25 protein-coding genes are annotated in these 24,519 nt (G+C 64.1%); 3 read left to right on the top strand and 22 right to left on the bottom strand.

What is annotated here, in order from left to right; translation table 11 throughout:
- The 22 genes from N878_RS12580 to N878_RS12475 all read right to left on the bottom strand — a co-directional run.
- Window positions 1-1,173, bottom strand: a 1,173-nt coding sequence (locus N878_RS12580; RefSeq protein ID WP_021444006.1) for a sigma-54 dependent transcriptional regulator, incomplete at its 3' end; no start/stop codon positions are given.
- A gap of 5 nt (window positions 1,174-1,178) precedes the next feature.
- Window positions 1,179-2,393 carry a PAS domain-containing sensor histidine kinase gene (locus tag N878_RS12575; RefSeq protein WP_021444005.1) on the bottom strand — a complete coding sequence of 405 codons (1,215 nt, stop codon included), beginning with the start codon at window positions 2,391-2,393 and terminating at the stop codon, window positions 1,179-1,181.
- Between the two features lie 178 nt (window positions 2,394-2,571).
- On the bottom strand, window positions 2,572-4,047 hold the full coding sequence (locus tag N878_RS12570) for a sigma-54 dependent transcriptional regulator (protein ID WP_021444004.1): 1,476 nt from the start codon (window positions 4,045-4,047) through the stop codon (window positions 2,572-2,574).
- Between the two features lie 259 nt (window positions 4,048-4,306).
- Window positions 4,307-4,600, bottom strand: coding sequence for a hypothetical protein (locus N878_RS12565; RefSeq protein ID WP_021444003.1), 294 nt, complete (start codon window positions 4,598-4,600; stop codon window positions 4,307-4,309).
- A 25-nt stretch (window positions 4,601-4,625) separates the two neighbouring features.
- Window positions 4,626-5,006, bottom strand: coding sequence for a flagellar export chaperone FliS (gene fliS / locus N878_RS12560; protein ID WP_031303112.1), 381 nt, complete (start codon window positions 5,004-5,006; stop codon window positions 4,626-4,628).
- Between the two features lie 70 nt (window positions 5,007-5,076).
- The gene (gene fliS / locus N878_RS12555) at window positions 5,077-5,466 is read right to left on the bottom strand and encodes a flagellar export chaperone FliS (RefSeq protein ID WP_021444001.1); all 390 of its coding nucleotides are present in this window, start codon (window positions 5,464-5,466) and stop codon (window positions 5,077-5,079) included.
- A gap of 3 nt (window positions 5,467-5,469) precedes the next feature.
- Window positions 5,470-6,915, bottom strand: a complete 1,446-nt coding sequence (fliD, locus tag N878_RS12550; protein WP_031303111.1) for a flagellar filament capping protein FliD — start codon at window positions 6,913-6,915, stop codon at window positions 5,470-5,472.
- Window positions 6,916-6,993: 78 nt separating this feature from the next.
- On the bottom strand, window positions 6,994-7,353 hold the full coding sequence (locus N878_RS26835) for a flagellar protein FlaG (RefSeq protein WP_082457842.1): 360 nt from the start codon (window positions 7,351-7,353) through the stop codon (window positions 6,994-6,996).
- A 75-nt stretch (window positions 7,354-7,428) separates the two neighbouring features.
- The gene (locus N878_RS12540) at window positions 7,429-8,901 is read right to left on the bottom strand and encodes a flagellin (RefSeq protein ID WP_021443998.1); all 1,473 of its coding nucleotides are present in this window, start codon (window positions 8,899-8,901) and stop codon (window positions 7,429-7,431) included.
- Between the two features lie 460 nt (window positions 8,902-9,361).
- Window positions 9,362-10,621 (bottom strand): flagellar hook-associated protein FlgL, encoded by a 1,260-nt coding sequence (gene flgL, locus N878_RS12535; RefSeq protein ID WP_021443997.1) that lies wholly within the window; start codon window positions 10,619-10,621, stop codon window positions 9,362-9,364.
- Window positions 10,622-10,689: 68 nt separating this feature from the next.
- Window positions 10,690-12,702: a flagellar hook-associated protein FlgK gene (gene flgK, locus N878_RS12530; RefSeq protein WP_021443996.1), complete on the bottom strand. Its 2,013-nt coding sequence runs from the start codon at window positions 12,700-12,702 to the stop codon at window positions 10,690-10,692.
- A gap of 9 nt (window positions 12,703-12,711) precedes the next feature.
- Window positions 12,712-13,896 carry a flagellar assembly peptidoglycan hydrolase FlgJ gene (gene flgJ, locus N878_RS12525; protein WP_021443995.1) on the bottom strand — a complete coding sequence of 395 codons (1,185 nt, stop codon included), beginning with the start codon at window positions 13,894-13,896 and terminating at the stop codon, window positions 12,712-12,714.
- A 10-nt stretch (window positions 13,897-13,906) separates the two neighbouring features.
- On the bottom strand, window positions 13,907-14,986 hold the full coding sequence (locus N878_RS12520) for a flagellar basal body P-ring protein FlgI (protein ID WP_031303109.1): 1,080 nt from the start codon (window positions 14,984-14,986) through the stop codon (window positions 13,907-13,909).
- A 224-nt stretch (window positions 14,987-15,210) separates the two neighbouring features.
- Entirely contained in the window at window positions 15,211-15,909 is a 699-nt protein-coding gene (gene flgH / locus N878_RS12515; protein ID WP_021443993.1) for a flagellar basal body L-ring protein FlgH, read from the bottom strand.
- A 41-nt stretch (window positions 15,910-15,950) separates the two neighbouring features.
- Window positions 15,951-16,736, bottom strand: coding sequence for a flagellar basal-body rod protein FlgG (gene flgG, locus N878_RS12510; protein WP_021443992.1), 786 nt, complete (start codon window positions 16,734-16,736; stop codon window positions 15,951-15,953).
- A 46-nt stretch (window positions 16,737-16,782) separates the two neighbouring features.
- On the bottom strand, window positions 16,783-17,523 hold the full coding sequence (locus N878_RS12505) for a flagellar basal body rod protein FlgF (RefSeq protein WP_021443991.1): 741 nt from the start codon (window positions 17,521-17,523) through the stop codon (window positions 16,783-16,785).
- Between the two features lie 211 nt (window positions 17,524-17,734).
- Window positions 17,735-19,051 carry a flagellar hook protein FlgE gene (flgE, locus tag N878_RS12500; protein WP_021443990.1) on the bottom strand — a complete coding sequence of 439 codons (1,317 nt, stop codon included), beginning with the start codon at window positions 19,049-19,051 and terminating at the stop codon, window positions 17,735-17,737.
- 36 nt (window positions 19,052-19,087) lie between these two features.
- Window positions 19,088-19,753 carry a flagellar hook assembly protein FlgD gene (gene flgD, locus N878_RS12495; protein WP_021443989.1) on the bottom strand — a complete coding sequence of 222 codons (666 nt, stop codon included), beginning with the start codon at window positions 19,751-19,753 and terminating at the stop codon, window positions 19,088-19,090.
- 21 nt (window positions 19,754-19,774) lie between these two features.
- Window positions 19,775-20,218: a flagellar basal body rod protein FlgC gene (gene flgC / locus N878_RS12490; RefSeq protein ID WP_021443988.1), complete on the bottom strand. Its 444-nt coding sequence runs from the start codon at window positions 20,216-20,218 to the stop codon at window positions 19,775-19,777.
- Between the two features lie 11 nt (window positions 20,219-20,229).
- Entirely contained in the window at window positions 20,230-20,637 is a 408-nt protein-coding gene (gene flgB / locus N878_RS12485) for a flagellar basal body rod protein FlgB (RefSeq protein ID WP_021443987.1), read from the bottom strand.
- 483 nt (window positions 20,638-21,120) lie between these two features.
- On the bottom strand, window positions 21,121-21,948 hold the full coding sequence (cheR, locus tag N878_RS12480) for a protein-glutamate O-methyltransferase CheR (RefSeq protein WP_031303108.1): 828 nt from the start codon (window positions 21,946-21,948) through the stop codon (window positions 21,121-21,123).
- A gap of 43 nt (window positions 21,949-21,991) precedes the next feature.
- On the bottom strand, window positions 21,992-22,924 hold the full coding sequence (locus tag N878_RS12475; RefSeq protein ID WP_021443985.1) for a chemotaxis protein CheV: 933 nt from the start codon (window positions 22,922-22,924) through the stop codon (window positions 21,992-21,994).
- 77 nt (window positions 22,925-23,001) lie between these two features.
- On the opposite strand from N878_RS12475, the gene flgA reads away from it, so the two are divergent.
- The 3 genes from flgA to flgN form a co-directional block, all read left to right on the top strand.
- A complete protein-coding gene (gene flgA / locus N878_RS12470; protein ID WP_031303107.1) occupies window positions 23,002-23,760 on the top strand; it encodes a flagellar basal body P-ring formation chaperone FlgA in 759 nt (252 codons plus the stop codon).
- A 134-nt stretch (window positions 23,761-23,894) separates the two neighbouring features.
- Complete coding sequence (gene flgM, locus N878_RS12465; RefSeq protein ID WP_021443983.1) at window positions 23,895-24,230, top strand: flagellar biosynthesis anti-sigma factor FlgM; 336 nt, start codon at window positions 23,895-23,897, stop codon at window positions 24,228-24,230.
- A 50-nt stretch (window positions 24,231-24,280) separates the two neighbouring features.
- Window positions 24,281-24,519: flagellar protein FlgN (gene flgN, locus N878_RS12460; protein ID WP_021443982.1), on the top strand; the 239-nt coding region annotated here is incomplete at its 3' end.

The following is a 24,519-nucleotide window of genomic DNA, read 5'->3' as shown; positions in this document are numbered from 1 at the left end:
CACCACCGCCAGACGCGGCGCCGGGGCCTGCACCGCCTGGCCGATGGGCGCATGCAGGCACAGGTCCTGCGGCTGGATCACGCCGCCCTGCTGGAGGATCAAGGCGCGCTGGATGGCGTTGTCCAGCTCGCGCACGTTGCCCGGCCACTGGTGATGCAGCAGGCTCTGCGCGGCGGCCTCGGACAGGCGTACGGGGGACTGATTCATTTTTTTGACGTGCTTGGCCAGCAATCGCTCGGCCAGCGGCAGGATATCGGCGGGCCGCTCGCGCAGCGGTCGCCAAGCCAAGGGGAATACCGACAGGCGATAGTAGAGGTCCTCGCGGAAGCGGCCGGCCGCGACCTCGCCGGCCAGGTCGCGGTTGCTGGTGGCCAGCACGCGAATATCCAGGCTGATCGGTTTACGCGCGCCGACCCGCTCCACTTCACGTTCCTGCAACACGCGCAGCAGCTTGGCCTGCAGGCCCAGGGGCATCTCGGAAATCTCGTCGAGCAGGATGGTGCCGCCGTCGGCCAGCTCGAACTTGCCCGGCTGCGCCGTCACCGCGCCGGTGAAGGCGCCCTTCTCGTGACCAAAGAGCGTGGCCTCGAGCATGTTGTCGGGAATCGCCGCGCAGTTGATGGCGATGAACGGGCCACCGGCACGCGGCGACTGCTGGTGGATATAGCGCGCCAGCACCTCCTTGCCGGTGCCGGACTCGCCGGTGATCATCACCGTCGAATCGCTCTGCGCCACCCGCGCAGCCAGCTCCAGCAGCTGCAGACTGGCCGGCTCCAGCGCCACCGGGCCGTCGCGGTCGCCCGCGCTCAAGCGGCCCAGGGCATGTCGCGCCACCAGCTCCAGCAGGGTACGCGGCTCGAACGGCTTGACCAGGTAATCGGCGGCGCCCTGGCGGATCGCATCCACCGCCCGCTCCACCGCGCCGAAGGCGGTCATCAGCAGCACCGGCAACTGCGGGTAGCGGCCGCGGATCTGCGCCAGCAACTGGTGACCGTCCATGCCCGGCATATTGACGTCGCTGACCACCAGGCCGAACGGCTCCTCGCCCAGGGCGACCAGCGCCGCTTCGGCGCAATCCACCGCGCGGTAGTCATGCCCCCCGAGACACAGGGTATCGGCCAGGGCTTCGCGCAGGGCGCGGTCGTCTTCGACCAACAGAACTTTGGCAGCCATGGGGATCACTCCTGATTCATTCTGGGCGCCACATCGAGCAGCGGCAGGGAAAGGATGGCGCAGGTGCCGCGAGCGACCCGCGATTGCAGCAGCAGCTGACCCTGGTGGGCGCGCGCCACGGCCTTGACCACCGCCAGGCCGAGGCCGGTGCCGGTGGTCTTGGTGGTAAAGAAGGGTTCGCCCAGGCGCGCCAGGGTGGCGGCATCCATCCCCGGGCCGTTGTCGCTGATGCACAGGCGCAGCTGATTGTCGCGGCGATACAGGTGGACCTTCAGCCGCGCCTCGCGCCCGCCCGCCTGGATGGCGTTGTCGATCAGGTTGAGCAGGGTGCCGACCAGAGTGTCGCGGTTGCACAGCAGCTCGCCGGCGCGAACGTCGCACTGCCAACGCACCGTCATGCCGGTCACATGGGGTTCGGCGGCGGCACGCAGGGCGGCGAACAGCGCCTGCGGGCCGAGGCGATCCGGCAACGGCAGCTCGCCACGGGCGAAGATCAGCATGTCGCGCACCTGGTTCTCCAGCTCGTGCAGGCGCTCCTTGAGACGCCCGGCGAAGCGCTGCTGCTGCTCGGCCGGCAGCACCTGCTCGTTGAGGTGGCTGGCGTAGAGCAAGGCGGCGGACAGCGGCGTGCGAATCTGATGGGCCAGGGAAGCGACCATGCGCCCCAGGGCGGAGAGGCGTTCGTGGCGCGACAGCTGATCCTGCAGGCGACGGGTTTCCGTCAGGTCGGTGAGCAGCACCAGCTGCCCCGGCTCGCCATGCAGCGAGCGGGTGGCGATGGACAGGCGACGGCCGTCCTTCATGGAGATCTCATGGCCGTCGTCCTCGCGCGGGGCGAAGTTGCGCGCGATCACCTGGCGCCAGAGCATGCCGACCAGGGGCTGGCCGAGCAACGTGCGCGCCACCGGATTGGCCTCGCGCACCACACCCTGGCCGTCGATCACTATGACGCCGCCTGGCAGCAGGTCCAGCAGGCTCTGCAGGCGATGGGCCAGACGCTCCTTCTCCGCCAGCTCCTGCATGCGCTGGGCGCTGACCAGCGCCAACTGCCCCTTCAGTTCACTGACGCGAGCCTCGAGCAGGCTGTAGGACTCGCTGAGCTGATTGGACATCTGGTTGAACAGGGCGAAAGCCTGCTCCAGACCGGCACGACTGGCTTGCTCGAGCGGCGCCGAAGGGCTCGACTCGACTGGCTCGGAGGGGCGAACGCTTGCTTTCATCTTCTTCTCTCGCACAACGCACCGTCAGAAGACGGTCAGGTGAGAGAGGTTTAGCAATCCCCGTGCCTACTTTTTTAGCTTTATTTTTCAATCACTTGAAAAATAAAGCCGGAGGTTGCGTCAAAGCTCCGGCTTTATTGATCGAGTATCCGCCAGTGGCGGACGGATCAGTGGCGAGTCAATCCTCGTCCTGACCCTCCTCTTCACGACGGCTCATGCCGTACTTGCGCATCTTCTCCACCAGGGTGGTGCGGCGGATACGCAGACGCTCGGCAGCACGCGCAACCACGCCGCCGGCATCATCCAGCGCCTGCTGGATCAGGCCCTGCTCCAGATTGCCCAGGTAGTCCTTCAGATCCAGGCCCTCGGGCGGCAGCATGGCCGGGGTGTCCAGGCCCGGCAGACCGGCCATGATCGCCGCACGCTCCTCCAACTCCTCGCGCAGGCTGGCGGCCAGCTGCTCGTCCTCGTCGTCGACGTGGCGGAACTTCTTCGGCAGCTCGCCGACGCCGATCACCCCGTAGGGATGCATGATCGCCATGCGCTCGACCAGGTTGGCCAGCTCGCGTACGTTGCCCGCCCAGTCGTGGCGGCACAGCGACATGATGGCCGCCGAGTTGAAACGGATGGAGCCACGTTTCTCGTGCTCCATGCGCGAGATCAGCTCGTTCATCAACAGCGGGATGTCCTCGATACGCTCGCGCAGCGGCGCCATCTCGATGGGGAAAACGTTGAGGCGGTAGTACAGATCCTCGCGGAAGCTGCCCTCCTCGATCATCTTCTCCAGGTTCTTGTGGGTGGCGGCGATGATGCGCACGTCGGCGGTCTGCGTCTTGTTGCTGCCGACCCGCTCGAAGGTGCGTTCCTGCAGCACGCGCAGCAGCTTGACCTGCATCGGCAGCGGCATGTCGCCGATCTCGTCGAGGAACAGGGTGCCGCCATTGGCCAGCTCGAAGCGCCCTGCCCGGCTGGTGATGGCGCCGGTGAAGGCACCCTTCTCGTGACCGAACAGCTCGCTCTCCAGCAACTCGGCGGGAATCGCACCGCAGTTGACCGGCACGAACGGCGCTTCGCGGCGCTTGGAGTGATAGTGCAGGTTGCGCGCCACCACCTCCTTGCCGGTGCCGGACTCGCCGAGGATCAGCACGCTGGCCTCGGTGTCGGCCACCTGTTGCATCATCTGCCGCACCTGCTGAATCGCGCGACTGGTGCCGACCAGGCTGCGGAACAGGTTGGGCTCGCGCTGCCGACCGCGGTCGCGGGCCTGGTCGTACATCTCGCGATAGACCTGGGCGCGGTGCAGCGAATCGAGCAGCTTGTTGTAGCTCAGCGGGGTTTCCAGGCTGGCCAGCACGCGACGGCGCAGGTCCTCCGGCCAGTCACCGGCCGCGGTCTCGCCGATCGTCAGCAGCGGCAGGAACTCGTCCCAGCCGACTATCTGCTTGGTCAGCTCGAGCGCACCGCCCTTGGACTCGACCTCGCCCAGCAACACGCTGAGCACGTCGCGGCTGGAACTCAGCGCGGCGACCGCGTCCTGCCAGTTCTGGCTGCTACAGGCGAGGTATTCTTCCCCGAGGAAATTCAGAATGATCGCCAGCTCATGGCGGCGCGCGGCATTGTCGTCAATCAACAGGATTTTGGTTTCACGCCACATCTTGTGTTTGTCTGACTCGAGGAGTGAAGGAAATTGCACGCCAGATCCTCGACGCGCACGGCAATTGGCCACCAGTAAAGTCAATATCCTGGCCGATGTCAATTTTATGGCGTATCTTTTTTGCTCAACCAGGCAATAGCTAAGCAGCTGTTTGTCCAATCGGGTAGCGGCAAGCGATGGAAAGGGAGAATTGACAGGAAACTGCGGAAAGGGGAACCGAGCCCAACCTGACGGCTAAGCTCGGGAAATTGCGACTAAATCAACCGAAAAGCTGGTAAACCTTGGCGCCCTGACGAGACTGATTCAGCTGCACCAGTTCGCCAGCCAGGCGCTGCTGCTCGGCCTGACAAACGGTCACCAGCTCACGGTAGAGCACCAGCAGGTTTTCCATACTGCCACGCAGCTGCTCTTCATCGCGACTCTCGACCATGGCCGCATCGACCGCCATGCGGCATTGCAGGTCCAGCTCGCCGATGGCCGCCCAGTCCTGCTTGGCCAGGGCGTCGCGCAGAGCCGTGCCGGTCGCCTGCAAACGCTGGACAGTAGCATTCATAATCTTCTCCTCCGATGCCACGCCCTTACTGGGCGATGGCATCCCAAGCGGATTTGACCTCGCGCAGCAGCGCGGCCACTTCTTCGAGCAACGCCGGCTCGTTGTTGCGATTGGCCTGCAGCAGTCGCCCGGTCATATATTCGTAGAGGCTATCCAGATTCGCCGCCAGCTCGCCACCCTGGCGATGATCCAGCGCCTCGCGCAGGCCGCCGACGATGGCGATGCTCTTGCCGATCAACTCCCCCTTCAGCTCCGTCTGACCGCGCTCCATGGCGCCACGCGCCTGGGCGATACGGGTCAGACCACCCTCCATCAACATCTGAATCAGGCGATGGGGACTGGCCTCGAAGGCCTGGGCTTGGGTATTGACGGTCTGGTACTGCTGGAGGGCCGCCATTGCATTCATCGTCGCTCTCGCTCTGCTGTTTGGCTGATACCTTGGGTATCGGCTCTGGCCAGTAAAGCTTTAGGCGAATTTAACTCGCCGATGCGGGCTCAACCTCGGGGCCGATGGCGTCCCAGGCCTCCTTGATCTGGCTCAACAAGGCCTGCACCTCGTCCAGACTGCGCGGCGTATCGTCCAACGCCACGCCGGCCAGGCGCCGGGTCATATAGTCGTACAAGGCGTCCAGGTTCTCGGCAATTTCACCGCCCAGGTCCTTGTCGAGCCCGGCCTGCAAAGCACCAATGATGGACAGCGTACTGCCGACAGCCAGGCCGCGAACCTCCGGATTACCCTCGAGCTGGGCATGGCGTGCCAGGGACAGGCGCTCCAGGGCGCCCTGTAGCAATAACTGAACGATACGGTAGGGGCTGACGTCCTGCGCAGTGTTGACCGTTTTGTAGGTGTCGATTGGGTTGCTCATGGCTCAACTGTCCTTCTTCACCACGCCGGGCAGACTACCCAGGGCCTGCGCCAGGCGATCACTGGTCTGGTTCAACTGCCCCACCAGCGAATCCATGGCGTTGAACTGGGCCAGTAGGCGGGTCTGCAACTGCTCGATACGGCGATTGAGGGTTTCTTTCTGCTTATCGATGCCGCTAATGGTGGTTTGCAGCCCCTTCATGCGCTCATCGAGAATGCCACCGGATTGCGTGTAACCCTCGGTACGCTGCTCGAGGCGTTTCATCAAGCCGGTGTCACCGGTGAAAAAGGCGCCCACCGCGTCGTAGTTGTCCTTTAAAGCGCTGTCGAGCTTGCTGTCGTCGATCTTCAGGGTGCCGTCTTTCTGCGTGGTGATGCCAAGGTCAGCCAGGATGCGCACGGCATCCCCCGACTCACCGCCCGGGTTGACCAACTCGTTGCGCACGCTACCGAGCAGGGTACGCACGGTGGCATCGCCCACCAGACCGCCAACGACTGGTGCCTTGCCCTCGCCAACCTGGGTGACATTGGTCAACTGATTGGAGGTGGAGATCAGCTTGTTGTAGGTATCGACGAACTTCTTGATGCTGCTTTTGACCCCGGCATTGTCCTGACCAACAGTCACTGTCAGAGGCTTACCTGCTTCGGTCTTGCCGACCAGGTTCAGTGTCACGTCAGGGATGGCGTTGCCGATGGTATTGCTGGCGCTGCTCAGACTAAGACCGTCGACCTTGAACTCGGCGTTCGACGCCTGTTCCAGGTAGCCCGCGGCGGAGCCGCTGACTGCGGCAAGCGTACCGACGGGATTGTCCGGATCGCTGTAGTCGATGCTGCCGATGGCCAGATCACCGAGCGCGGCGTCAGCCGTCTCGATGTAGATATCCTTACCGGCACCGGTTTCCTTGGCGGTGAGCACCAGCCGCGAAGTACCGCCAGCCGGGTCATTGACGATATTGGCGCTGACGCCCTTGTCCTTCAGCGCCGTGTTAAGCTTGTTGCGGATCGCGGCCAGGTCGTCGCCCGCCTCAATGGCCACGTCGACGCCAGCATCGTCGCCAGCGCCCAGCTTGACCGTTAGGGTACCGCCCCCTGCGGCACTGAAGCTCGAGGCGAGAGTCTGGGTCGCCACCTTGCTGGCGCTCGCCAGACGCTCGACTTCGACCTGGTAATTACCTGCCAAGGCAGCACTGGCAGCACTGGCCGTCAAGGCAGCGGTATTGGACGAAGTCACCGTACGCTTTGCAAACAGCGATGGGCTATTGAGTTCCTTGAGCGCCGCCTGCATCTCGCTCAAGGCACTCTTGAGCTGGCCCAGTGCAGAGAACTTGGTGGTGGAGGCCTTTTCCAGGCGCGCCAACTGCGCCTCCTTGGGTGCGCGCTCGGCGTTGACTAGGGCCCCAACAATGCTATCAATGTTGACACCTGAGCCGATTCCCGTTATGCCAGCCATAAGTTCCACCTCGCCAATGGATTGACGCGAAGACCACGCCAACACGCAGAATTAGCAATAACCGTACCAGTCACGCATTCAAGCCTGGGCATTGAACAGCAGGCTACGCACCTCATCCAGGGTTTCGGCCAAACGTAGCGCTTCTTCAGAGGGAATCTGACGAATGACCTCGCCCGATACGCCGTCGGTCACCTTGACCACCACCCGCCCGGTCGAGTCGTCCAGGCTGAAATTCAGGTTGCGCTGAATACTCTGGGCGAACTCGCGGATGCTGGAGATTGCCTCCTCCACCGGCTGACGCCCGAGCTCCGGCGCTTGCGGCAATGCAGGCTGACGATCTTCCGGCCCTTTTTGCTGCGAAGCCGGCGCGCCCGCATCGCTGCGCGCCGTTCTGGCGGCTGCAGCACCAGGTATACCGCCAAGCAAATTGATTTCCATAACTTCACCTCAGATGGCAAAGCGGGGAGTAGCGCCAGCGCTACCCCCCGTGGTTCACAGCAACCAGCCCCAAACTTAACGCAGCAGGCTGAGTACCGCCTGCGGCAGCTGGTTGGCCTGGGCCAGGATCGCAGTACCGGCCTGCTGCAGCACCTGGTTCTTGCTCAGGTTGGCCGTTTCGGCGGCGAAGTCGGTGTCCTGGATACGACCGCGGGCAGCAGTTGCATTCTCGCCAATGTTCTGCAGGTTGGCGATGGTATTGTCGAAGCGGTTCTGCACCGCACCGAGCTCGGCGCGAGCACTGTCGACGAAGCTCAGAGCCTTATCCAACACTTCCAGAGCCTTTTGCGAACCGATCTGAGTGCTGATATCGATATTGCTGACATCTTCCAAGACGGAAACGTTGACTGTTTGGTTGCCTTCAAGAGTGTCGGCACTGGCTGCAGTGGTGAATGACTTGGCGCTGCTCAGTTGAACGGTGCCAACAGCCACAGCACCTTCGCCGTCAGCAATCGACGCGGCAGCGGTAGCCAACGCGGTTTCACCACTGTAGTTGTAAGACTGCAGCTCGATAGTCTCACCCGAACCACCATCGGCGAAGCTGGAAATGGCGATATCGTCACCGTTCTCGCTGACCATCTTGATCTCGGATCCATCGACGGTAGCGGTGATACCAGTTTTGCCGCTCTCGCTGTTGATGGCGCGAGCCAGATCGTTCAGATCGCCACCGGAAACCGTGGCGCGGATGGTGACAGGAGAACTGGTGTTGCTACCGGCCAGATTGAACTCGAAGGTGCCATCACCACTGACGCTCAGGCCAACCACGTTACGAGCATCGGCGGTGACGCCGGTGGAGCCAGCCACAGTGTTGATGGAGTTGGCGACAGACAGGGCCGAGCCGCTGACAGTCACGGTTTCGCTCTTAAGGCCGTTGATAGTCAGGTCAGCGGTGACAGTGTTGGTAGCGCCATTCTCCACACTGCCTAGCTGGTCGACAGTAGCCGAACCTGTAGCAGCATTCAGCGTGCGCTGGTTGGCGCCCATGTCGTCAGCGCGAAAGCTGTTCAGCGAAACATTGATGGTTTCGAAGGCGTTGGCACCAACCTGGAAACTCTGAGTACCGAAGGTGCCATCGAGAATCTTGCGCCCACCGAAACTGGTGGTATCGGCAATCCGGTTCAGCTCCTGCTGCAGAGCGGAGACTTCCTGCTGCAGGGCAGCACGCTCAGTACCGGAGTTGGAACCGTTGGCCGATTGCAGCGCCAGGTCACGCATGCGCTGCATGATGTTGGTGGACTGCTGCAGCGCACCCTCGGCGGTCTGCGCCAGGGAGATGCCGTCGTTGGCGTTACGCACCGCTACACCCAGGCCGTTGACCTGGCTGGTCAGACGGTTGGCGATCTGCAGGCCGGCGGCGTCGTCCTTGGCGGAGTTGATGCGCGAACCAGTGGACAGGCGCTGCAGGGAGGTATCCAGCGCCTTGGACGAAGAGCCCAGGTTGCGCTGAGTGTTCAGGGACGCAATGTTGGTATTGACGGTAAGGGCCATGGTGTTGCCTCCAATGGGCTGGTACTCAGATTAGCCGGGTGCTGCGAGCGCTTGGGCGGTCGCCTTAGTAAGGCACCCAGTTACTTCGCATTCGTCTTTTGTATCGGCGCTACCTGTGATGGCTTTAGGCTTTTTTCGAGTTTTTTTGTGGATTTTTTTTGTGTTTTAAAACAGCTGGTTATGGGGATATCAGGATCGATGCAGAGGGTTCGCCAAAGGGTTGTCGGGCTGGGTGGCAATTTGGTGGCTTTAGCGACCCGGGAAAACTCTGAAACAGTCGGGCGCAGGCGGGACAGCAGCTCTATCGCTGAACGGCGCTTGCGCTGGCCCGAAGCGAAATAATCCAGAGCCGAAGTATCACCTGGGCTCCCGCCTTCGCGGGAGTGACGGCAAATGGCTTTTCCCTAGCCCGGGAAAGCTTCGCGGCTAAAGCCGCGCCTACGCCCAGCGCTGAATCCCATCAGCGCAGCTGGTTGAACAGGTTGAGTCCGGCGATCTTCACGTAGCTCTGCTGCGCCGCTTCGAGGATCACCGACTGGAAGGCCAGGCGCGACAAGGCCTCGGCGTAGTCCAGCTCGCGCAGCTCGGCCTGCACCGCCTTATTGACCAAAGTGACGTCCTCGTTGTCGGTCAGCGAGCTTTCCACCACGTTGAGCCGCGCACCGATCTGCCCGCGTACCTGGTCCAGCGCCACCATATTGTTGTCCAGATTGGTGAGGCCCAGCGCTACCGCATCGCGTACCTGACGCCCCCCCTCAACAGTACTGGGCGCATCCTCAAGAGCCCGACGCAAGCTGGCGATGGTATTGAGGATGCCTACTTTGTTGGCAGGCGCGGTAGCCGGGTCGGTATCCGGCGGCTGCACGGTGAAGCTTGAACCGGCGGGCGGTACGCCGTTGATATGGAAGGCCACGCCGCCGTACTGCACCAGGCTGTCCTGCCCTTCCACCAGGCGCCGGCTGACCGGCACGCCATCCACCCCGTTAGCGTCCACCGGCGTCAGGGTATAGGCCAGGGGGTCGGCGGGGTCGTTGAAGTCCAGGCGAATGCCGCCGGCGGGAAAGTTGGCAAACGCCACTTCGTCGTCCACCAGCGCGCCGCTGAGGATGGGAGCGGCCGGCGCCGCCGGATTGCCGCCGACAGTCAATCGTGCGGCATTGCGGCCGCTGTCGAAAATCGCCCGGCCGCTGTCGCTGATTGGCAGCTCCAGCGAGCTGGCAATCTGCAGTTTCCGCTGGCCATCGTCGCCCTGGTACAGATAGCTGCCATCGGCGCTGCGCAGATAGGGCTGGGTCTTGCCCTGGAAGCCGGCGAACAGGTATTCGCCGCGAGCGTTGCGGGTATTCATCAGCGCCAGCAACTCGTCTTCGCGCTGGCCCAGTTCGGCGGCGATGGCCTGTCGCCCGGCCTGATCGAGCCCGCCATTGCCCGCCTGCACGGTCAGCTCGCGCACGCGCTGCAAGATGGTGTTGACCGAGTTGAGGGTGACCTCCTCCTGAGTCAAGCTGTTCTTCGCCGCCGTCAGGTTGGACTGGTACTGGCTCAGCACCGACTGCTGCTGCTCCAATTGCAGCAGGCGCACCGAAGCCACCGGGTCGTCCGCCGGAGTGAGGATGCGGTTGCCGGTACTGATCTGCTCCTGGGTACGGATGGCATTGGCGTAGTTGCGCTGCAGGCCGGAAACCCCGTTGTTGAATGCCTGGATGGTGGAGATGCGCATGCTTGAGCCTCTTGATGCGACCGTCGAGCATTGACGGAGTCGTAGGGTGCGCCGTGCGCACCTACGGTTTATCTAAATGAACTGATCAGGGTATCGAACAAAGAGCGGGCAACTTGAATGATTTGTGCCGAGGCGTTGTAGTACTGCTCGAACTTGATCAGGTTGGCCGCTTCTTCGTCCAGGTTGACCCCCGACAGCGAATCGCGGTTGTCCGTGGCCTGCTTGAGAATCGCCGTGGTCGCCTCGCCATCCAGCCGCGCCTGAGCGGTCAGGGTGCCAACCCGTTCGACCAGATCGCCGTAGCCATCGGAGAAACTCACACCGGTACTTCCTGGCGCGGCGGGATCGACGCCGATGGCCGCCTTCGATTGCAGGTCGGCCAGTTTCAGCGCGTTGCGGTTGTCGGATACGCCATTCGCATTGAAGGCAACAGCGAAGGTGTCGCCCTCCTGCGGCCGGCCGCTGAGGGTCAGGCGCAGGGTGCTGCCATCGGCCAGCTGCAGTTCGTAGCTATTGGTCTGCCCGGGCTGAAAGGTGGCCGGTGCGGCCGGCGTACCATCGGCGTTGATACGGGTCAGGGTGGCGCCAGCCGGCACGGTAAAATCACCGGCGGCCTCGTCGTAGGTCAGGGTTACCGGCAGAGCGCCGGTCAGGCTGCCCAGATTCAGCACGGACTGCAGGTCGGGCTGGCTAATGGCGCCGGTGCCGCGGTTTTGCAGATTGGACTCGGCCCGCACCGGCGCGGCAAAGGCCAACTGGTCGGGCTGATCGAGCACGACAGCAATGTCGCCGGCGCCGCGACGGGTCGGCTGCAGCAGGAAGATGTCACCCGCCGCCGGCGCCGGCGTGCCGACGTCGATGGTGAAGCCCTGGTCGCGACCACTGCTGTCGCTGAAGCTGAGCGTGCCGGGCGGGTTCTCGGTCACGCTCATCATCGCGTTATCGCTAAGGCGGCGCGCCGTGTAGTTGGTGCCGTCGAACTCCAGGCGGTAGTCGCTGGCGGTGAGCTGGCTGGTGTCGCCTATGTTGAGCAAGGGCTGGGCATTGCTGCTGTTGCTACTGAAAACGCGTACGCGCAGTGCTGCCAACGCCGGATCGTTGAAGTCGCCGAACAGCGCGCTCCCCACCTGCCCCTTGAGGTCGAGGCCCTGGCCAAGCTGACTGTTGACCTGATCGCTGACGGCCAGGGCCAGACGGCCGAGACTGTTGAAGGTGGAGTCCAGTACCTCCTGGCGATAGCGGATCAAGCCGCCCAGCTCGCCGCCGCTGAGCTGGGTGGTAATGGTCTGGCGCGAGTTGCCGCTGACGAACTGAACCTCGAAGCGCGTGGGATCGCCCTGCCCCGGCCCGACCTCCAGGCGGCTGGCGGTAGCGCCCACCACCAGCGGCTGGCCGCTGCCGATAAACAGGTTGTAGCTGCTGTCGTCCTGCGGCACCACGGTGACGCCGACGTAGGTGGACAGCTGGCGCACCGCCTCGTCGCGGGCATCGAGCAGGTCGTTGGGCTGCTGGCCGTTGGCCGCCGCGACGGCGATGGCGTTGTTCAGGCTGGCGACGCTGGTAGCCAGGCGGTTGACCTGATCGCTGACCGCCACCATCTGCTTGTTGAGAAAGTTGTTCTGCTCATTGAGCCGTTCGTAAACGGTATTGAAGCGCCGCGAGAGGCCCTCGGCCTCGGACAGCACCAGTTGCCGCGCCGGGATATTGGCCGGATCTTCCGCCGCGGTCTGCAACGCGGCGAAGAAGGATTGCAGCGAGGGGGTGATGCCGGTGGTGGAGCCGGCCAGCAAGGAGTCGAGCTGATCGATTTGGCTCTTGTAGGCCGCCACGTCGCTGGCCAGCGCCGTGCTGGAGCGCAACTGGCTGGTAAGAAACTCGCTGTAGCTGCGGCGGATGTCCACCAGGCTGGTACCCGAGCCGATATAGCCGGCGCCGCTGAACTGCGGAATGCGCGTGGCCTGCACCGCATCCTGGCGGGTATAGCCCGGTGTATTGATATTGGTGATGTTATGACCGGTGACGCTGAGCTGGGTCTTGCTGGCGGCAAGCCCGGACAGGCCAATACTGAGTAGGTCAGCCATGGTTCAGCCTCAAGTCCTTGTGGTGGCGCTATCGGCAGCCGCCACGGCCTGGTAGGTCTGCATCTTGCGGGCGATCTGGGCGATCTTGCGCGCATAGTTGGGGTCGGTGGCGTAGCCGGCCTGCTGCAGTTCCTTGACGAAACGCTCCGGATTCTCGGTGGCGTTCAGCGCTTTTTCGTAGCGCCCGTTGCTCTGCAGGAAGCTGACGTAGTCGTCGAAGCTCTGCGCGTAGGAGTCGTAGGCGCGGAAGCTGGCCGCTTCCCTGACCGCCTTGCCGCCCTTGTACTCGGTGGTCAGCACCCGCGCCGACTCGCCGTCCCAGCTGTTGTGGCTCTTGATGCCGAACAGGTTGTGGCTGCTCTCGCCGTCGCGGGTGCGAATGATCGACTTGCCCCAGCCGGTCTCCAGCGCGGCCTGGGCCACCAGGTAGCGCGGGTCGACGCCGATCTTCTCGGCCGCCGCCTCGGCCATCGGCAGCATGGTGGCGACGAACTCCTGCGGCGAGGCGAACGCGGCCTTGCCCGGCGCCAGCGGCGGCTGGGCGATGCGCCGGCCGCTGATGGCATCGCTGTTGTTCAGGCTCAGGCCATCGGCCTTGGGCGCGGCGAAGCTTTGTGCGGGAATCCAGTCGCCACCGGCCAGGGCCTTGCCCTCGCCTTCCCCGGCAGACGGCACGATACCGGCCAGCAGGCGATCGGCCAGTTTGCCCGGCACCGCCAGACGGCGGCGGTTGAGCAGCGCCACCTCGTCGCGGAAGCCTTCGCTGCTGGCCACTTTTTCGCTCTCGGCTGCGCTCGCCTTGCTCAGCGGTTGCTCGATCTGGGCGAAGGGATTGGGCCGGCTGGAGGGCTGCTTGAGCTTGGACATCTGCCGCACCAGCACATCGGCCAGGCCGATGCCGCGCCCTTCCTTGGCCAGGGTCACCGACAGCTGCTGGTCGTGCATGTCCTGGTAGGTCTTGCTCTCGTTGCTGTTGAGGAAATTGCCCTCGCCGAACGCCTCGCCGGCCGAACGCATGGCCTTGAGCATCTCGTTCATGAACAGCGACTCGAATTCCTGGGCGACCTTGCGGATGTTCTGTTCGCTGTCGCCGCCCACCTTGAACTGGTTGAGGCGGTTCAGGTCGGTGAAGGCGCCGCTGTCGATGGGGCTCTTACCGTTGCCGAGCAGGCCTGCAGAGAGTCTGGAATCCATGGCGCTGTCCTCAGATCACGATCAGGTCGGCCTGGAGAGCGCCGGCTTGCTTGAGCGCCTCGAGGATGGCCATCAGGTCGGAGGGCGCCGCGCCCACCTGGTTCACCGCACGCACGATCTCGTCGAGGCTGGTGCCGGGGCCGAACTTGAACATTGGCTTGGCCTCCTGCTCGGCGTCCACCCGCGAACGCGGCACCACGGCGGTCTGGCCGCCGGAGAAGGCCTCGGGCTGGCTGACGATGGGGTCCTCGGTGATGGTCACGGTCAGGCTGCCGTGGGTCACCGCCGCCGGCTGCACGCGCACGTTCTGGCCGATGACGATGGTGCCGGTGCGCGAGTTGATGATGACCTTGGCCACCGCCTGGCCGGCCTGCACTTCGAGGTTCTCCAGGATCGACAGGTAGTCGACGCGCTGGTTGGGGTCGAGCGGCGCGCTGACGCGGATCGAGCCGCCGTCGATGGCCTGAGCCACGCCCGGGCCGAGCAGGTCGTTGATCTGGTCGACGATGTTCTTCGCCGTGGTGAAATCCGGGCGGTTGAGGTTGAGGGTCAGGCTGTTGCCCTGATCGAAACCGCTGGGCACCGGCCGCTCCACCGTGGCGCCGCCGGGAATGCGCCCGGCCGAAGGCACGTTGACGGTGATCCGCGAACCGTCGCCGCCCTCGGCGTCGAAGCCGCCGACCACCAGGTTGCCCTGGGCGATGGCGTAGACGTTGCCGTCGATGCCCTTGAGCGGGGTCATCAGCAGGCTGCCGCCGCGCAGGCTCTTGGCGTTGCCGATGGAGGAAATGGTGATGTCGATGGTCTGCCCCGGCTTGGCGAACGCCGGCAAATCGGCATGCACCGACACCGCGGCGACGTTCTTCAGCTGCACGTTGCCGCCCGGCGGCACCTTGATGCCGAACTGCGCCAGCATGTTGTTGAAGGTCTGCACGGTGAAGGGGGTCTGGGTGGTCTGGTCGCCGCTGCCGTTGAGACCCACCACCAGGCCGTAGCCGATCAGCTGGTTGCTGCGCACGCCCTGGATCGAGGCCAGGTCCTTGAGCCGTTCGGCCTGGGTCGGCAGGCTCAGCAGCAGGCACGCCAGCATGGTCGCCAGCAGCAGCCAGTCGTTGGCGCCACGGCGGCGATAGCCGCGATGGGCGGCGGCGAATTGCCGGCGGCAGGAGCTTGCCTGCAGCGGCCGCGCCTGGGTCGCGGGAAGCAGAGCGCGCAGCGGCGAGCTCGACTCGCGCGCCGGAGCGACGTTGAACGCCTGACGAGCGGAGCTCGCGGCTAGGGGGTTCAGCCAGGATTTCATGGATACAGCCTCGCTCAGAACGGCCACATCGGGCTGAGGAAGAAGCGGCTCAACCAGCCCGGCTGGCTGGCGTCGGCGAAGGCGCCGGTGCCGGAATAGGTGATACGCGCATCGGCCACCCGGGTCGAAGCCACGGTGTTGTCGGTGGCGATGTCGTCGGCGCGGACCAGCCCGGAGATGCGCACCAGCTCGTCGCCGGTATTGAGGGTCATCCACTTCTCGCCACGCACGGCGAGGATGCCATTGGGCAGTACCTCGGCGACGGTGACGGTGATCGAGCCGGACAGGCTATTGCTCTGCCCCGCCTGACTGGCCCCACTGGCGTCACGCGAACCGGAGAACTCGGTGTCCAGGGTCATGCGGCCACCGGTGAGCGGGTTGGTCGCCGACACGCCACCGCCGAACAGGGCGCCCATGCTCATGTTGGCGCTGCTGTCCTTCTCTATGTCGCTGTTGGCGTTCTTGCTGGCCTGGGTACGCTCGTTGAGGGTGATGGTGATGATGTCGCCAACGCGGAACGCCTTGCGGTCGTCGTACAGGCCGTTCTCGAAGCCGGCCTGGTAGATCGAGCCGTTGTTCTGCGCCGCCGGCAGCGGCGTGCGCGGCAACACCGGGGCGTAATAGGGATCGTCCGGCTTGGCTGTCGGCGCCACGCAGCCGCTGCCGAGCAGCAGGCCAGCCAACAGGGGGAAACAGAGTATTTGCCGGTTCATAACCACTACCTCGCGGCGTTCACAACTAAATCAAGAAAGGATCAGAGGTTCTGCGTCACGAAGGACAGCATCTGATCGGCGGTGGAAATCACCTTGGAGTTCATTTCGTAGGCGCGCTGGGTGGTGATCATGTTCACCAGCTCCTCCACCACGCTGACGTTGGAGTTCTCCAGGGTGTTCTGCAGGGTGGTGCCGAGGCCGTTGAGGCCCGGGTTGCCGACTTGCGGCGCGCCGCTGGAGCCGGTCTCCAGGAACAGGTTGTTGCCAATGGCTTCGAGGCCGGCCGGGTTGACGAAGTCGGCCAGCTGGATGTTGCCGATGATCTGCGGCTGGGCGTTGCCGGCGGTGGTCACCGACACGGTGCCGTCCTCGCCGACGGTGAAGGTGCGCACCTCGCCCGGCAGGACGATGGCCGGCTCCAGGGCGAAGCCGCTGGAGGTGACGATCTGGCCGTCGGAATCGAGGTGGAAGCTGCCGTCGCGGGTGTAGGAGACGGTGCCGTCGGGCTGCAGGACCTGGAAGAAGCCGCGGCCGTTGATCGCCAGGTCCAGCGGCTGCTCGGTGGTCTGCAGGCTGCCGGCGGTGAAGATCTTCTGCGTGCCGACCACGCGCACCCCGGTGCCCAGCTGCAGGCCGGAGGGCAGTTCGCTGTCCTGGCTGGACTGGCCGCCCGGCTGGCGACGGATCTGGTACAGCAAGTCCTCGAACTCGGCGCGATCGCGCTTGAAGCCGGTGGTGGAGACGTTGGCCAGGTTGTTGGAAATGGTGGTCAGGTTCATGTCCTGGGCGGACAAACCGGTCTTGCTGACCCACAGTGCCGGAAGCATATCGACTCTCCTCGGACGCCAGATTCATGGCGCCGCGTGCTGATAATTAGCTAATTTGCAAAACCCGCGCCATGGACGAGGCGTTGTCCTCGGCGGTGCGCATCATCTTCACTTGCAGCTCGAACTGGCGTGACAGCGAGAGGATCGCGGTCATCTCCTCGACGGCGTTGACGTTGCTCGACTCGAGAAAGCCGGAGGTCACCTGCACCAGGGCATCGGCCGGCGCCGCGGCCTGGCCCTTGACCCGGATCAGGCCGTCGCTGCCCTTCTCCAGCGACTTGGGATCGGGGTTGACCAGCTTGATGCGGTCGACCTCGGCCAGCACATTGGGGTCCTCGCCGAGGGCGCGAATGCTGATGGTGCCGTCCTGGCCGATCTCCACCTTCTGCTCTGGCGGCACGGCAATCGGCCCGGCATTGCCGATCACCGGCAAACCGTTGCCGGTGCGCAGCATGCCGAGGGCGTCGATGTTCAGGCTGGCGGTGCGCACGTAGGCCTCGCTGCCGTCGGGCGCCTGCACGGCGATCCAGCCCTTGCCACCGACCGCCACGTCCAGATCGCGGCCGGTTTCCTGCAGCGAGCCGGGACGAAAGTCGGTGGCCGGGCGCTCGCTCATGGCGTAGACGCGCGCCGGGTAGCTGTCGCCGAACAGCGGCATGGAGCGCGCCTGCTCGAAGTCGCGACGGAAACCCGAAGTGGAGACGTTGGCCAGGTTGTTGGCGTGCGCGCGCTGCGCCAGGGTGTTGTTGTGCGCGCCGGTCATGGAGACGTACAGCAGCTTGTCCATGGTGATTCTCCGAGAGGGCCTGTTGCCCGTGGCTCTTTGCAAGCTATTCAGCAAGCGCCGTGCCAGATTCGAAAAGATCACTCAAGCAGCTGATTTACAAGGCTTTATTAAAACAGAACGGCAATCCGGAGAACGCCGGCGGCGAGAGTTTGCCGGCGCCGGAACGGCAAAGCGGCAAGCCAGGCTTGCCGCTTTGCCGGAGCGGGTTTCATCAACGCAGGTTGATGATGGTCTGTGTGATGGCGCTTTCGGTTTCGATGGTCTTGGCGTTGGCCTGGTAGTTGCGCTGAGCGACGATCAGGTTGACCAGCTGATCGGACAGCTCGACGTTGGAATCTTCCAGGGCGCCGGACTGCAGCGCGCCCAGGGTGCCGGCGCGCGGCGTGCCGACCACCGGCTCGCCAGACTCGAAGGACTGCACCCAGGCGGTCTTGCCCACCGGCGTCAGGCCCTGCACGTTGGCGAAGTTGGCCAGCACCACCTGTCCCTGCACCTTGGACTGGCCGTTGGTGTAACGGGCGAAGATCACCCCGGTGTCGTCGATTTCCAGGCCGGCCAGCTGGCCTGTGGTGTAGCCGTCCTGGCTGACGCTGTTGACCGCGAAGGAACTGGCGAACTGGGTCGACTGGCGCAGATCGATATTGACTCCCGTCGCGTTGGCCGTCGCCCCGTTCGGCCCCCACACCGGCGGCACCGAGTTGTCCGGCGCGGCCGGCACCCAGCTGCTCAGGTCGATGGTGCCGTCGGCGGCCACGGTGAAGCCGGTCGGCGTCGAGGCGATCAGCGCGGCCACGTCGAGCTGGCCGGCGGTGGTGAACTGCAGATCGACGCTGGACGGCGTGGTCAGGGTCGGATCGTCCGGATTGCGCCCATCGATCAGCACGTTCATGGTCCAGCTGTTGGCCCCGGTCTTGACGAAGTACTGGGTGAAGACGTGGGCGTTGCCCTGAGTATCGTAGATGTTGGTCGAGGTGGACGAGTTGTAGCTGGTCGGATCGGTCGGGTCGAACGGCACGGTGGTCGGCACGGTGTTGTTCGAGTTGAGGTTGAAGGTCTGATCCAGGTTGGCGGTGGCGCGCGGCTCCTGGTTGGTGGTCTGGATACGAATGTCGTTGACCACACCGTTTTGCAGGTTGCCGTTGGCATCGACCGAGTAGCCCTGCAGGCGATAGCCGAAGTTGTTCACCATGAAACCGTCGCGGTCGGTGCCGAAGTAACCGGCACGGGTGTAGCTGATCTCGCCGTTGTTGCTGGTGACGAAGAAGCCGTTGCCGTTGATCGCCAGATCCAGGGCGTTCTGCGTGTAGTTGATGTTGCCCTGGTTGAACTGCTGTGAGATGTCGCCGAGCAGCACCCCACTGCCCTGCGGGTTGGAGCCGGACCCCAGCACCGAGGCGGCATAGACATCGGCGAATTCGGCGCGCGACTGCTTGAAGCCGGCGGTGCCGGCGTTGGCGATGTTATTGCCGGTGACATTGAGATCCTTGGTCGCGGCGCGCAGGCCGCTGAGACCAATATTGAACGACATGGAGGACTCCTTTGCCGGAACTGCCGGCGGCAATAGTTATTGGCCGATGACTTGCACTTGGGAAATCGGAACGCTGCCGAGGCCGGCGAGGTTGAGCATCAGCTCGCTGCCGCCCAGGGTGACGCTGTCGACGTTGGCCGGCAGCAGGGTGTACAGGCCCTTGGTCTCGTCGCCGTAGGTGGCCTGCGCCTCGAACTTGTAGGTGCCGGGCGGCATCAGCTTGCCGCTGGAATCCTTGCCGTCCCAGATGAAGCTGACGTTGCCGGCAGCCTGCTCGCCCAGGTTGATGCGCGTGACCACCGAGCCGGCGCTGTCGTAGACGTTGACGTAGACGTTGCTGCTGCTGACCGGCAGCACCGTGCTGGCCTTGAAGCTCTCGCTGGTATCGACCACCGCCTTCTCGCTCGGCACTATGACCTTGCGCCCGACCAGCGACGAGGCCTGCAGCGCCTGCGACGATTGATAGCCGGAGAGCAGCGACTCCATGCTGGTATTGAGCTTCTCGATGCCCTCGACCTGGCTGAACTGCGCCAGCTGGGCGATGAACTCGCCGTTGCCTTGCGGCTCCAGCGGATTCTGGTTGTTCAACTGGGCCACCAGCAGGTTGAGGAACTCGTTCTTGCCGAGTTCCTTGTTCTGCGTGGTGTCCTGCTTGATCTGGTACTGATCCAGTACCGAACTGGTGCCGCTGACTGTGCTCATGCCTGACTCCCTTTCGCTGACTTACTGACCCAGGGTCAGCACGCGCTGCAGCATCTGTTTGGCGGTATTCATCATTTCCACGTTGGTCTGGAAGGCGCGACTGGCGGAAATCATGTCGGCCATCTCCTCGACCACGTTGACGTTGGGGTAGTAGACGTAGCCGCCGGCGTCCGCCGCCGGATGATCCGGCTCGTAGCGCGGCATCAGGCTGCTCTGGTCCTCGACCACGCCGAGCACCTGCACGCCACGGCCGGCCTCGTCCTGCTCGGCGAACAGCGAACCGCGGTCGCCGCCCTGCGCCTGCTGGAACACGGTGGCGAACACCGGATGGCGGGCGCGGTAGGTCTGGTCGATGCTTGAGGACACCGTTTCGGCGTTGGCGATGTTGCTGGAGATGGTATTGAGGCGCGTGCTCTGCGCGCTCATGCCGGTTCCGGCGATATTGAAGACACTGGCAAGGGACATGGTCGCGCTCCTTATTCGCCGCGCAGGGCGCTGGTCAGCCCTTTGAACTTGCTGTTGAGGAAGGTGAAGCTGGCCTGAAAATGCACCGAGTTCTCGGCGTAGTTCGACTGCTCCATCTGCAGGTCGACGGTGTTCTGGTCCAGCGAGGCATGCAGCGGCGTGCGGTAGGCCAGCTCGGCCTGGCCGGTGGCGATGCCCTCGGCGCCGATATGGCGGCCGTCGGTGCGCGCCAGGGCGACGTTGCCGCGCTGCTGCTTGGCGCTCTGCGCGGACAACACGCTGGCGAAGTCGAGATCGCGCGCCTTGTAGTTGGGGGTATCGGCGTTGGCGATGTTGTTGGCCAACACCTCGGCACGCTGGGCGCGGAAGCCGAGTGCCTGTTCGTGGATACCGAGGGCCTTGCCGAAATTGATGCTCATGCTCTGCAACCTTTGCCGCTGGGGCAGTCTGGTCTTTCCTGTCAGACATTCAGCAAAGCTTGTGCCAACTAATAAATCACTTATAAATCAGTTATTTAAACAAATAACGAGACGACGCAAGCGGCAAAGCGGCAAGCCCTTACCGCCCATAGGCAAGCGAGCGGCAAAGGCCGTTCGACTGTTTGCCGCCCGGCGGTGATGCCGGGGAGTGGCCTCGATCACCAATGGACAGATCGAATGGCGCCCGCGAAAACCGAGTAGCCCGGATGCGATTGCTGGCCAGGGAAGCCCCCCCGGGTTGCCTTTGGGCCACAGGACCAGCTGGAAGGCTCAGGAGAGTGGAAGTCGCCGCTGAAGCACCTCCCACGGGGTGCCGCCTCGGCGCAACGGGGTCCGGACAGCGCACAGGCGAGATCCCCAGGCCAGGAAACGCAAACGGGAGGCCTAGGCCTCCCGCTCTGCTCCCTTGACGTGATCGCGCCACTACTTGGCCTTGTAGATGATGCCCGGACTGCACTGCACCATCTGGTACTTCTCGGGTAGGCCGTTGAGCGCCTCGGACGCGCCGAGGAACAGGTAGCCGCCCGGCTTGAGGCTGGCATGGATGCGCGTGAGGATGTCCTTCTTCACCTCGGCGGAGAAGTAGATCAGCACGTTGCGGCAGAACACGATGTCGAACTTGCCCAGCGCCGCGTAACTGTCCAGCAGGTTGAGCGGGCGGAACTCGACGCGGTTCTTGATCGGCGCCTTGACCTGCCAGCGGCCCGGCCCCTTGGGATCGAAATAACGCTGCAGGCGCTCCTGGGCCAGGCCGCGGCCCATGGCCAGGCTGTCGTACTCGCCGGACTTGCAGTTGGCCAGCATCGACGGCGACAGGTCGGTGGCGACGATCTGCACCCCGCCCTTGAGCTGGCCGATATTGGTCCGCTCGAACTCGTCGATCGACATCGACAGCGAATAGGGCTCCTGCCCGGACGAACAGGCCGCCGACCAGATGCGTAGGCGCTGCGCCGGATAGGCCTTGATCAACTCCGGCAGCACCCGGTTCTTCAGTACCTCGAAGGGGTAGGTATCGCGAAACCACAGGGTTTCGTTGGTGGTCATGGCATCGACCACCTGCTCGCGCAGGCCGCTGCGCGGCTGGTTCTGCATGCGCTGCACCAGCTCGCCCAGAGTCTTGATGCCGTTCTGTTCCATCAGCTTGTTCAGACGGCTGGAGACCAGGTACTGCTTGTTGCTGCCCAGCAGAATACCGCAGGCCTTTTCCAGGAAAGTCCGGAACTGCTCGAAATCCAAATTACCTGAAGACACTAGTGCCGCCTCACCGACCATAACATTCGCCGAAGGTCGCCCCTCAGCCCCCATCCGCCACGCGAATCCGCTCGACCACCCTAGAGGCCAGGTCGTCCGGCTTGAACTTGGCGAGGAAATCGTTCGCGCCGACCTTCTTCACCATCGCCTGGTTGAATACCCCGGACAGCGAAGTATGCAGGAGGATATGCAGCTTCTGCATGCGCGGATCGCTGCGAATCTCGGTGGTCAGGGTATAGCCGTCCATCTCCGGCATCTCGATGTCGGAAATCAGCATCAGCAACTCCTCGTCGGGGCGCTGGCCCTCGTCGGCCATCTGCTTGAGGTAATTGAGCGCCTCGCGGCCGTCGTTCAGCGCGGTGACCTCCACGCCCACGGTCTGCAGGCAGCGCGACACCTGTTTGCGCGCCACCGAGGAGTCGTCGACGATCAGCACGTGCTTGGTTACCGCACTGCTCTGCACCTGCTCGTCGATCACCCCGGCGGAGATCACCTCGGAGGTGGGAGCCACCTCGGCGAGAATCTTCTCCACGTCGATGATCTCCACCAGCTGCTGGTCGAGGCGGGTCACCGCGGTGAGGTAGTGGTCGCGCCCGGCGCCCTTGGGTGGCGGATGGATCTCCTCCCAGTTCATGTTGACGATGCGTTCCACCGAGCGCACCAGGAAGCCCTGCACCTTGGTGTTGTACTCGGTGATGATCACGAAGCTGGTCTTGAGGTCTTCAAGGGCCGCCCGCCCGGTGGCGATGGACAGGTCGAGAATCGGAATGGTGCCGCCGCGGATATTGGCCACCCCGCGCACCACCGGGCTGGACTTGGGCATGATGGTGAGGTTGGGGCATTGCAGCACCTCCTTCACCTTGAACACGTTGATGCCATACAACTGCGGGCCCTCCAGGCGGAACAGCAGCAACTCCAAGCGGTTCTGCCCTACCAGTTGGGTGCGCTGGTTAACCGAATCCATCAACCCGGCCATGCCCGGACTCCTTCTCGTCTAGTAACGCCAACCCCTTGCAGCCTAGCAGGCGGCACGGGGCTTGCTTTGCATTGGTCATGAAGCCAAGAACGTCATCATTCCGTCAGCTGCTGGCAAAGTGCCTGGGCGCCCTGCCCGTTTTACTCGCTTTGCCAGTGATCGGCTACAGCGGCAGCGCTGCGGCGGCCTTCACCAGTACCGACCAGCTTATCGGCGCCACCGAGGCCTTTCTTGAGCAGGCCGTGGTCGACCATTTACAGCGTAGCGAAATCCAGGGCCGCCATGAGATCCAGGTCAGTAGACTCGACCCGCGGCTGCGCCTGCCTCTGTGCGACCAGCCTTTGACTACGCAGCTCGAAAGCCCGGCACAACCCATTGGGCGCGTCACCACGCGGGTGCGCTGCGAAGGCAGCGCGCCCTGGACTGTGTTCGTGCCGGCCGAGGTGCGCCTGTTTCGCCAGGTGGCGGTGCTGACCCGCCCGCTCAAACGCATGAGCGTGGTCGGCGCCGCCGACCTGAGCATGGTCGAGCGCGACGTCGGCCAGCTCCGTCAGGGCTACCTGACCGATCCGGCCCAGGCGATCGGCAAGAAATTGACGCGCCAGCTGGGCAGCAACCAGGTCCTGGCGCCGAACCACCTGCAGGTGGCCGAGGCGATCCGTCGCGGCGACCAGGTGGTGATCAGCGCCAGCAGCGGCACGATCAACGTGCGCATGCCCGGCGAAGCGCTCAGCGACGGCGCTCCCGGCCAGCAGATCAACGTGCGCAACCTGCGTTCGCAACGGGTGGTGCGCGCCCGCGTGATCGGGCCCGGACAAGTGCAAGTGGCCATGTAGGCATGTTTCTTGTAGCGCAACGGCCAGGCGATTTCCTACACTGTTTAACGACGCAGCGAAAATAGCCCTAAAGTTTTACCGGCAGCGGCCGAAAGCTTGGCAAGCGTCCACCATATCGTCCGAGGTTCTGCATCATGGTCATCGACTTCAACCGGCTGAACAATGCCAATACGCCCGCCAACGCGGGGCGTACCGGCGCGACTCAGGCTGGCAATCGCAACGAGCCGGCAACGCCGACTCAGGCGCCGGTCGCCGGCGGCGATGAGCAGAACACCGCAAAGACCGGCGAGCCGGTACAGCTGAGCCGCGAGGCGCAGCAGCTGCAGAAGATCGGCGAGAAGCTGCGCGACCAGCCGATCGTCAACAAGGAGCGCGTGGCCCAGCTGAAACAGGCGATTGCCGACGGCAGCTACCAGGTCGACAGTCAGCGCGTCGCCGAAAAACTGCTCAACTTCGAATCCCAGCGCTAGTCCCAGGGCTGCGCTGGGGGTGTTGGACGCCCGACCCCCAAGAGCCCGCCATGCACGACACTGCCCTGCTTGACCTGTTCACCACCGATATCGGCACCGCCGAGCAACTGCTTGAGCTGATCGATGCCGAATTCCAGGCCCTGACCGAGCGCGACCTGCCGCGCCTGGACAGCCTGCTCAGCGACAAACAACCCCTGCTCGCCCTGCTCCAGCAGCACGGCGGCGAGCGCAGTCGCCTGCTCCTGGCCGCCGGCCTGAGCGCCGACCGCGACGGCCTCGGCGCACTGGC

Origin of the sequence: Pseudomonas sp. EGD-AK9, assembly GCF_000465935.2 — a bacterium.
Lineage (GTDB): Bacteria > Pseudomonadota > Gammaproteobacteria > Pseudomonadales > Pseudomonadaceae > Aquipseudomonas.
This window is presented reverse-complemented; position numbering and strand designations above follow the sequence as displayed.

Excerpts from the sequence above, each read along its gene's own strand:
- N878_RS12575 (WP_021444005.1), bottom strand. The coding sequence starts at position 2,393 with ATGAAAGCAAGCGTTCGCCCCTCCGAGCCAGTCGAGTCGAGCCCTTCG.
- N878_RS12570 (WP_021444004.1), bottom strand. The coding sequence starts at position 4,047 with ATGTGGCGTGAAACCAAAATCCTGTTGATTGACGACAATGCCGCGCGC.
- N878_RS12565 (WP_021444003.1), bottom strand. The coding sequence starts at position 4,600 with ATGAATGCTACTGTCCAGCGTTTGCAGGCGACCGGCACGGCTCTGCGC.
- fliS (WP_031303112.1), bottom strand. The coding sequence starts at position 5,006 with ATGAATGCAATGGCGGCCCTCCAGCAGTACCAGACCGTCAATACCCAA.
- fliS (WP_021444001.1), bottom strand. The coding sequence starts at position 5,466 with ATGAGCAACCCAATCGACACCTACAAAACGGTCAACACTGCGCAGGAC.
- fliD (WP_031303111.1), bottom strand. The coding sequence starts at position 6,915 with ATGGCTGGCATAACGGGAATCGGCTCAGGTGTCAACATTGATAGCATT.
- N878_RS26835 (WP_082457842.1), bottom strand. The coding sequence starts at position 7,353 with ATGGAAATCAATTTGCTTGGCGGTATACCTGGTGCTGCAGCCGCCAGA.
- N878_RS12540 (WP_021443998.1), bottom strand. The coding sequence starts at position 8,901 with ATGGCCCTTACCGTCAATACCAACATTGCGTCCCTGAACACTCAGCGC.
- flgL (WP_021443997.1), bottom strand. The coding sequence starts at position 10,621 with ATGCGCATCTCCACCATCCAGGCATTCAACAACGGGGTTTCCGGCCTG.
- flgK (WP_021443996.1), bottom strand. The coding sequence starts at position 12,702 with ATGGCTGACCTACTCAGTATTGGCCTGTCCGGGCTTGCCGCCAGCAAG.
- flgJ (WP_021443995.1), bottom strand. The coding sequence starts at position 13,896 with ATGGATTCCAGACTCTCTGCAGGCCTGCTCGGCAACGGTAAGAGCCCC.
- N878_RS12520 (WP_031303109.1), bottom strand. The coding sequence starts at position 14,986 with ATGCTGGCGTGCCTGCTGCTGAGCCTGCCGACCCAGGCCGAACGGCTC.
- flgH (WP_021443993.1), bottom strand. The coding sequence starts at position 15,909 with ATGAACCGGCAAATACTCTGTTTCCCCCTGTTGGCTGGCCTGCTGCTC.
- flgG (WP_021443992.1), bottom strand. The coding sequence starts at position 16,736 with ATGCTTCCGGCACTGTGGGTCAGCAAGACCGGTTTGTCCGCCCAGGAC.
- N878_RS12505 (WP_021443991.1), bottom strand. The coding sequence starts at position 17,523 with ATGGACAAGCTGCTGTACGTCTCCATGACCGGCGCGCACAACAACACC.
- flgE (WP_021443990.1), bottom strand. The coding sequence starts at position 19,051 with ATGTCGTTCAATATTGGTCTCAGCGGCCTGCGCGCCGCGACCAAGGAT.
- flgD (WP_021443989.1), bottom strand. The coding sequence starts at position 19,753 with ATGAGCACAGTCAGCGGCACCAGTTCGGTACTGGATCAGTACCAGATC.
- flgC (WP_021443988.1), bottom strand. The coding sequence starts at position 20,218 with ATGTCCCTTGCCAGTGTCTTCAATATCGCCGGAACCGGCATGAGCGCG.
- flgB (WP_021443987.1), bottom strand. The coding sequence starts at position 20,637 with ATGAGCATCAATTTCGGCAAGGCCCTCGGTATCCACGAACAGGCACTC.
- N878_RS12475 (WP_021443985.1), bottom strand. The coding sequence starts at position 22,924 with ATGGCCGGGTTGATGGATTCGGTTAACCAGCGCACCCAACTGGTAGGG.
- flgA (WP_031303107.1), top strand. The coding sequence starts at position 23,002 with ATGAAGCCAAGAACGTCATCATTCCGTCAGCTGCTGGCAAAGTGCCTG.
- flgM (WP_021443983.1), top strand. The coding sequence starts at position 23,895 with ATGGTCATCGACTTCAACCGGCTGAACAATGCCAATACGCCCGCCAAC.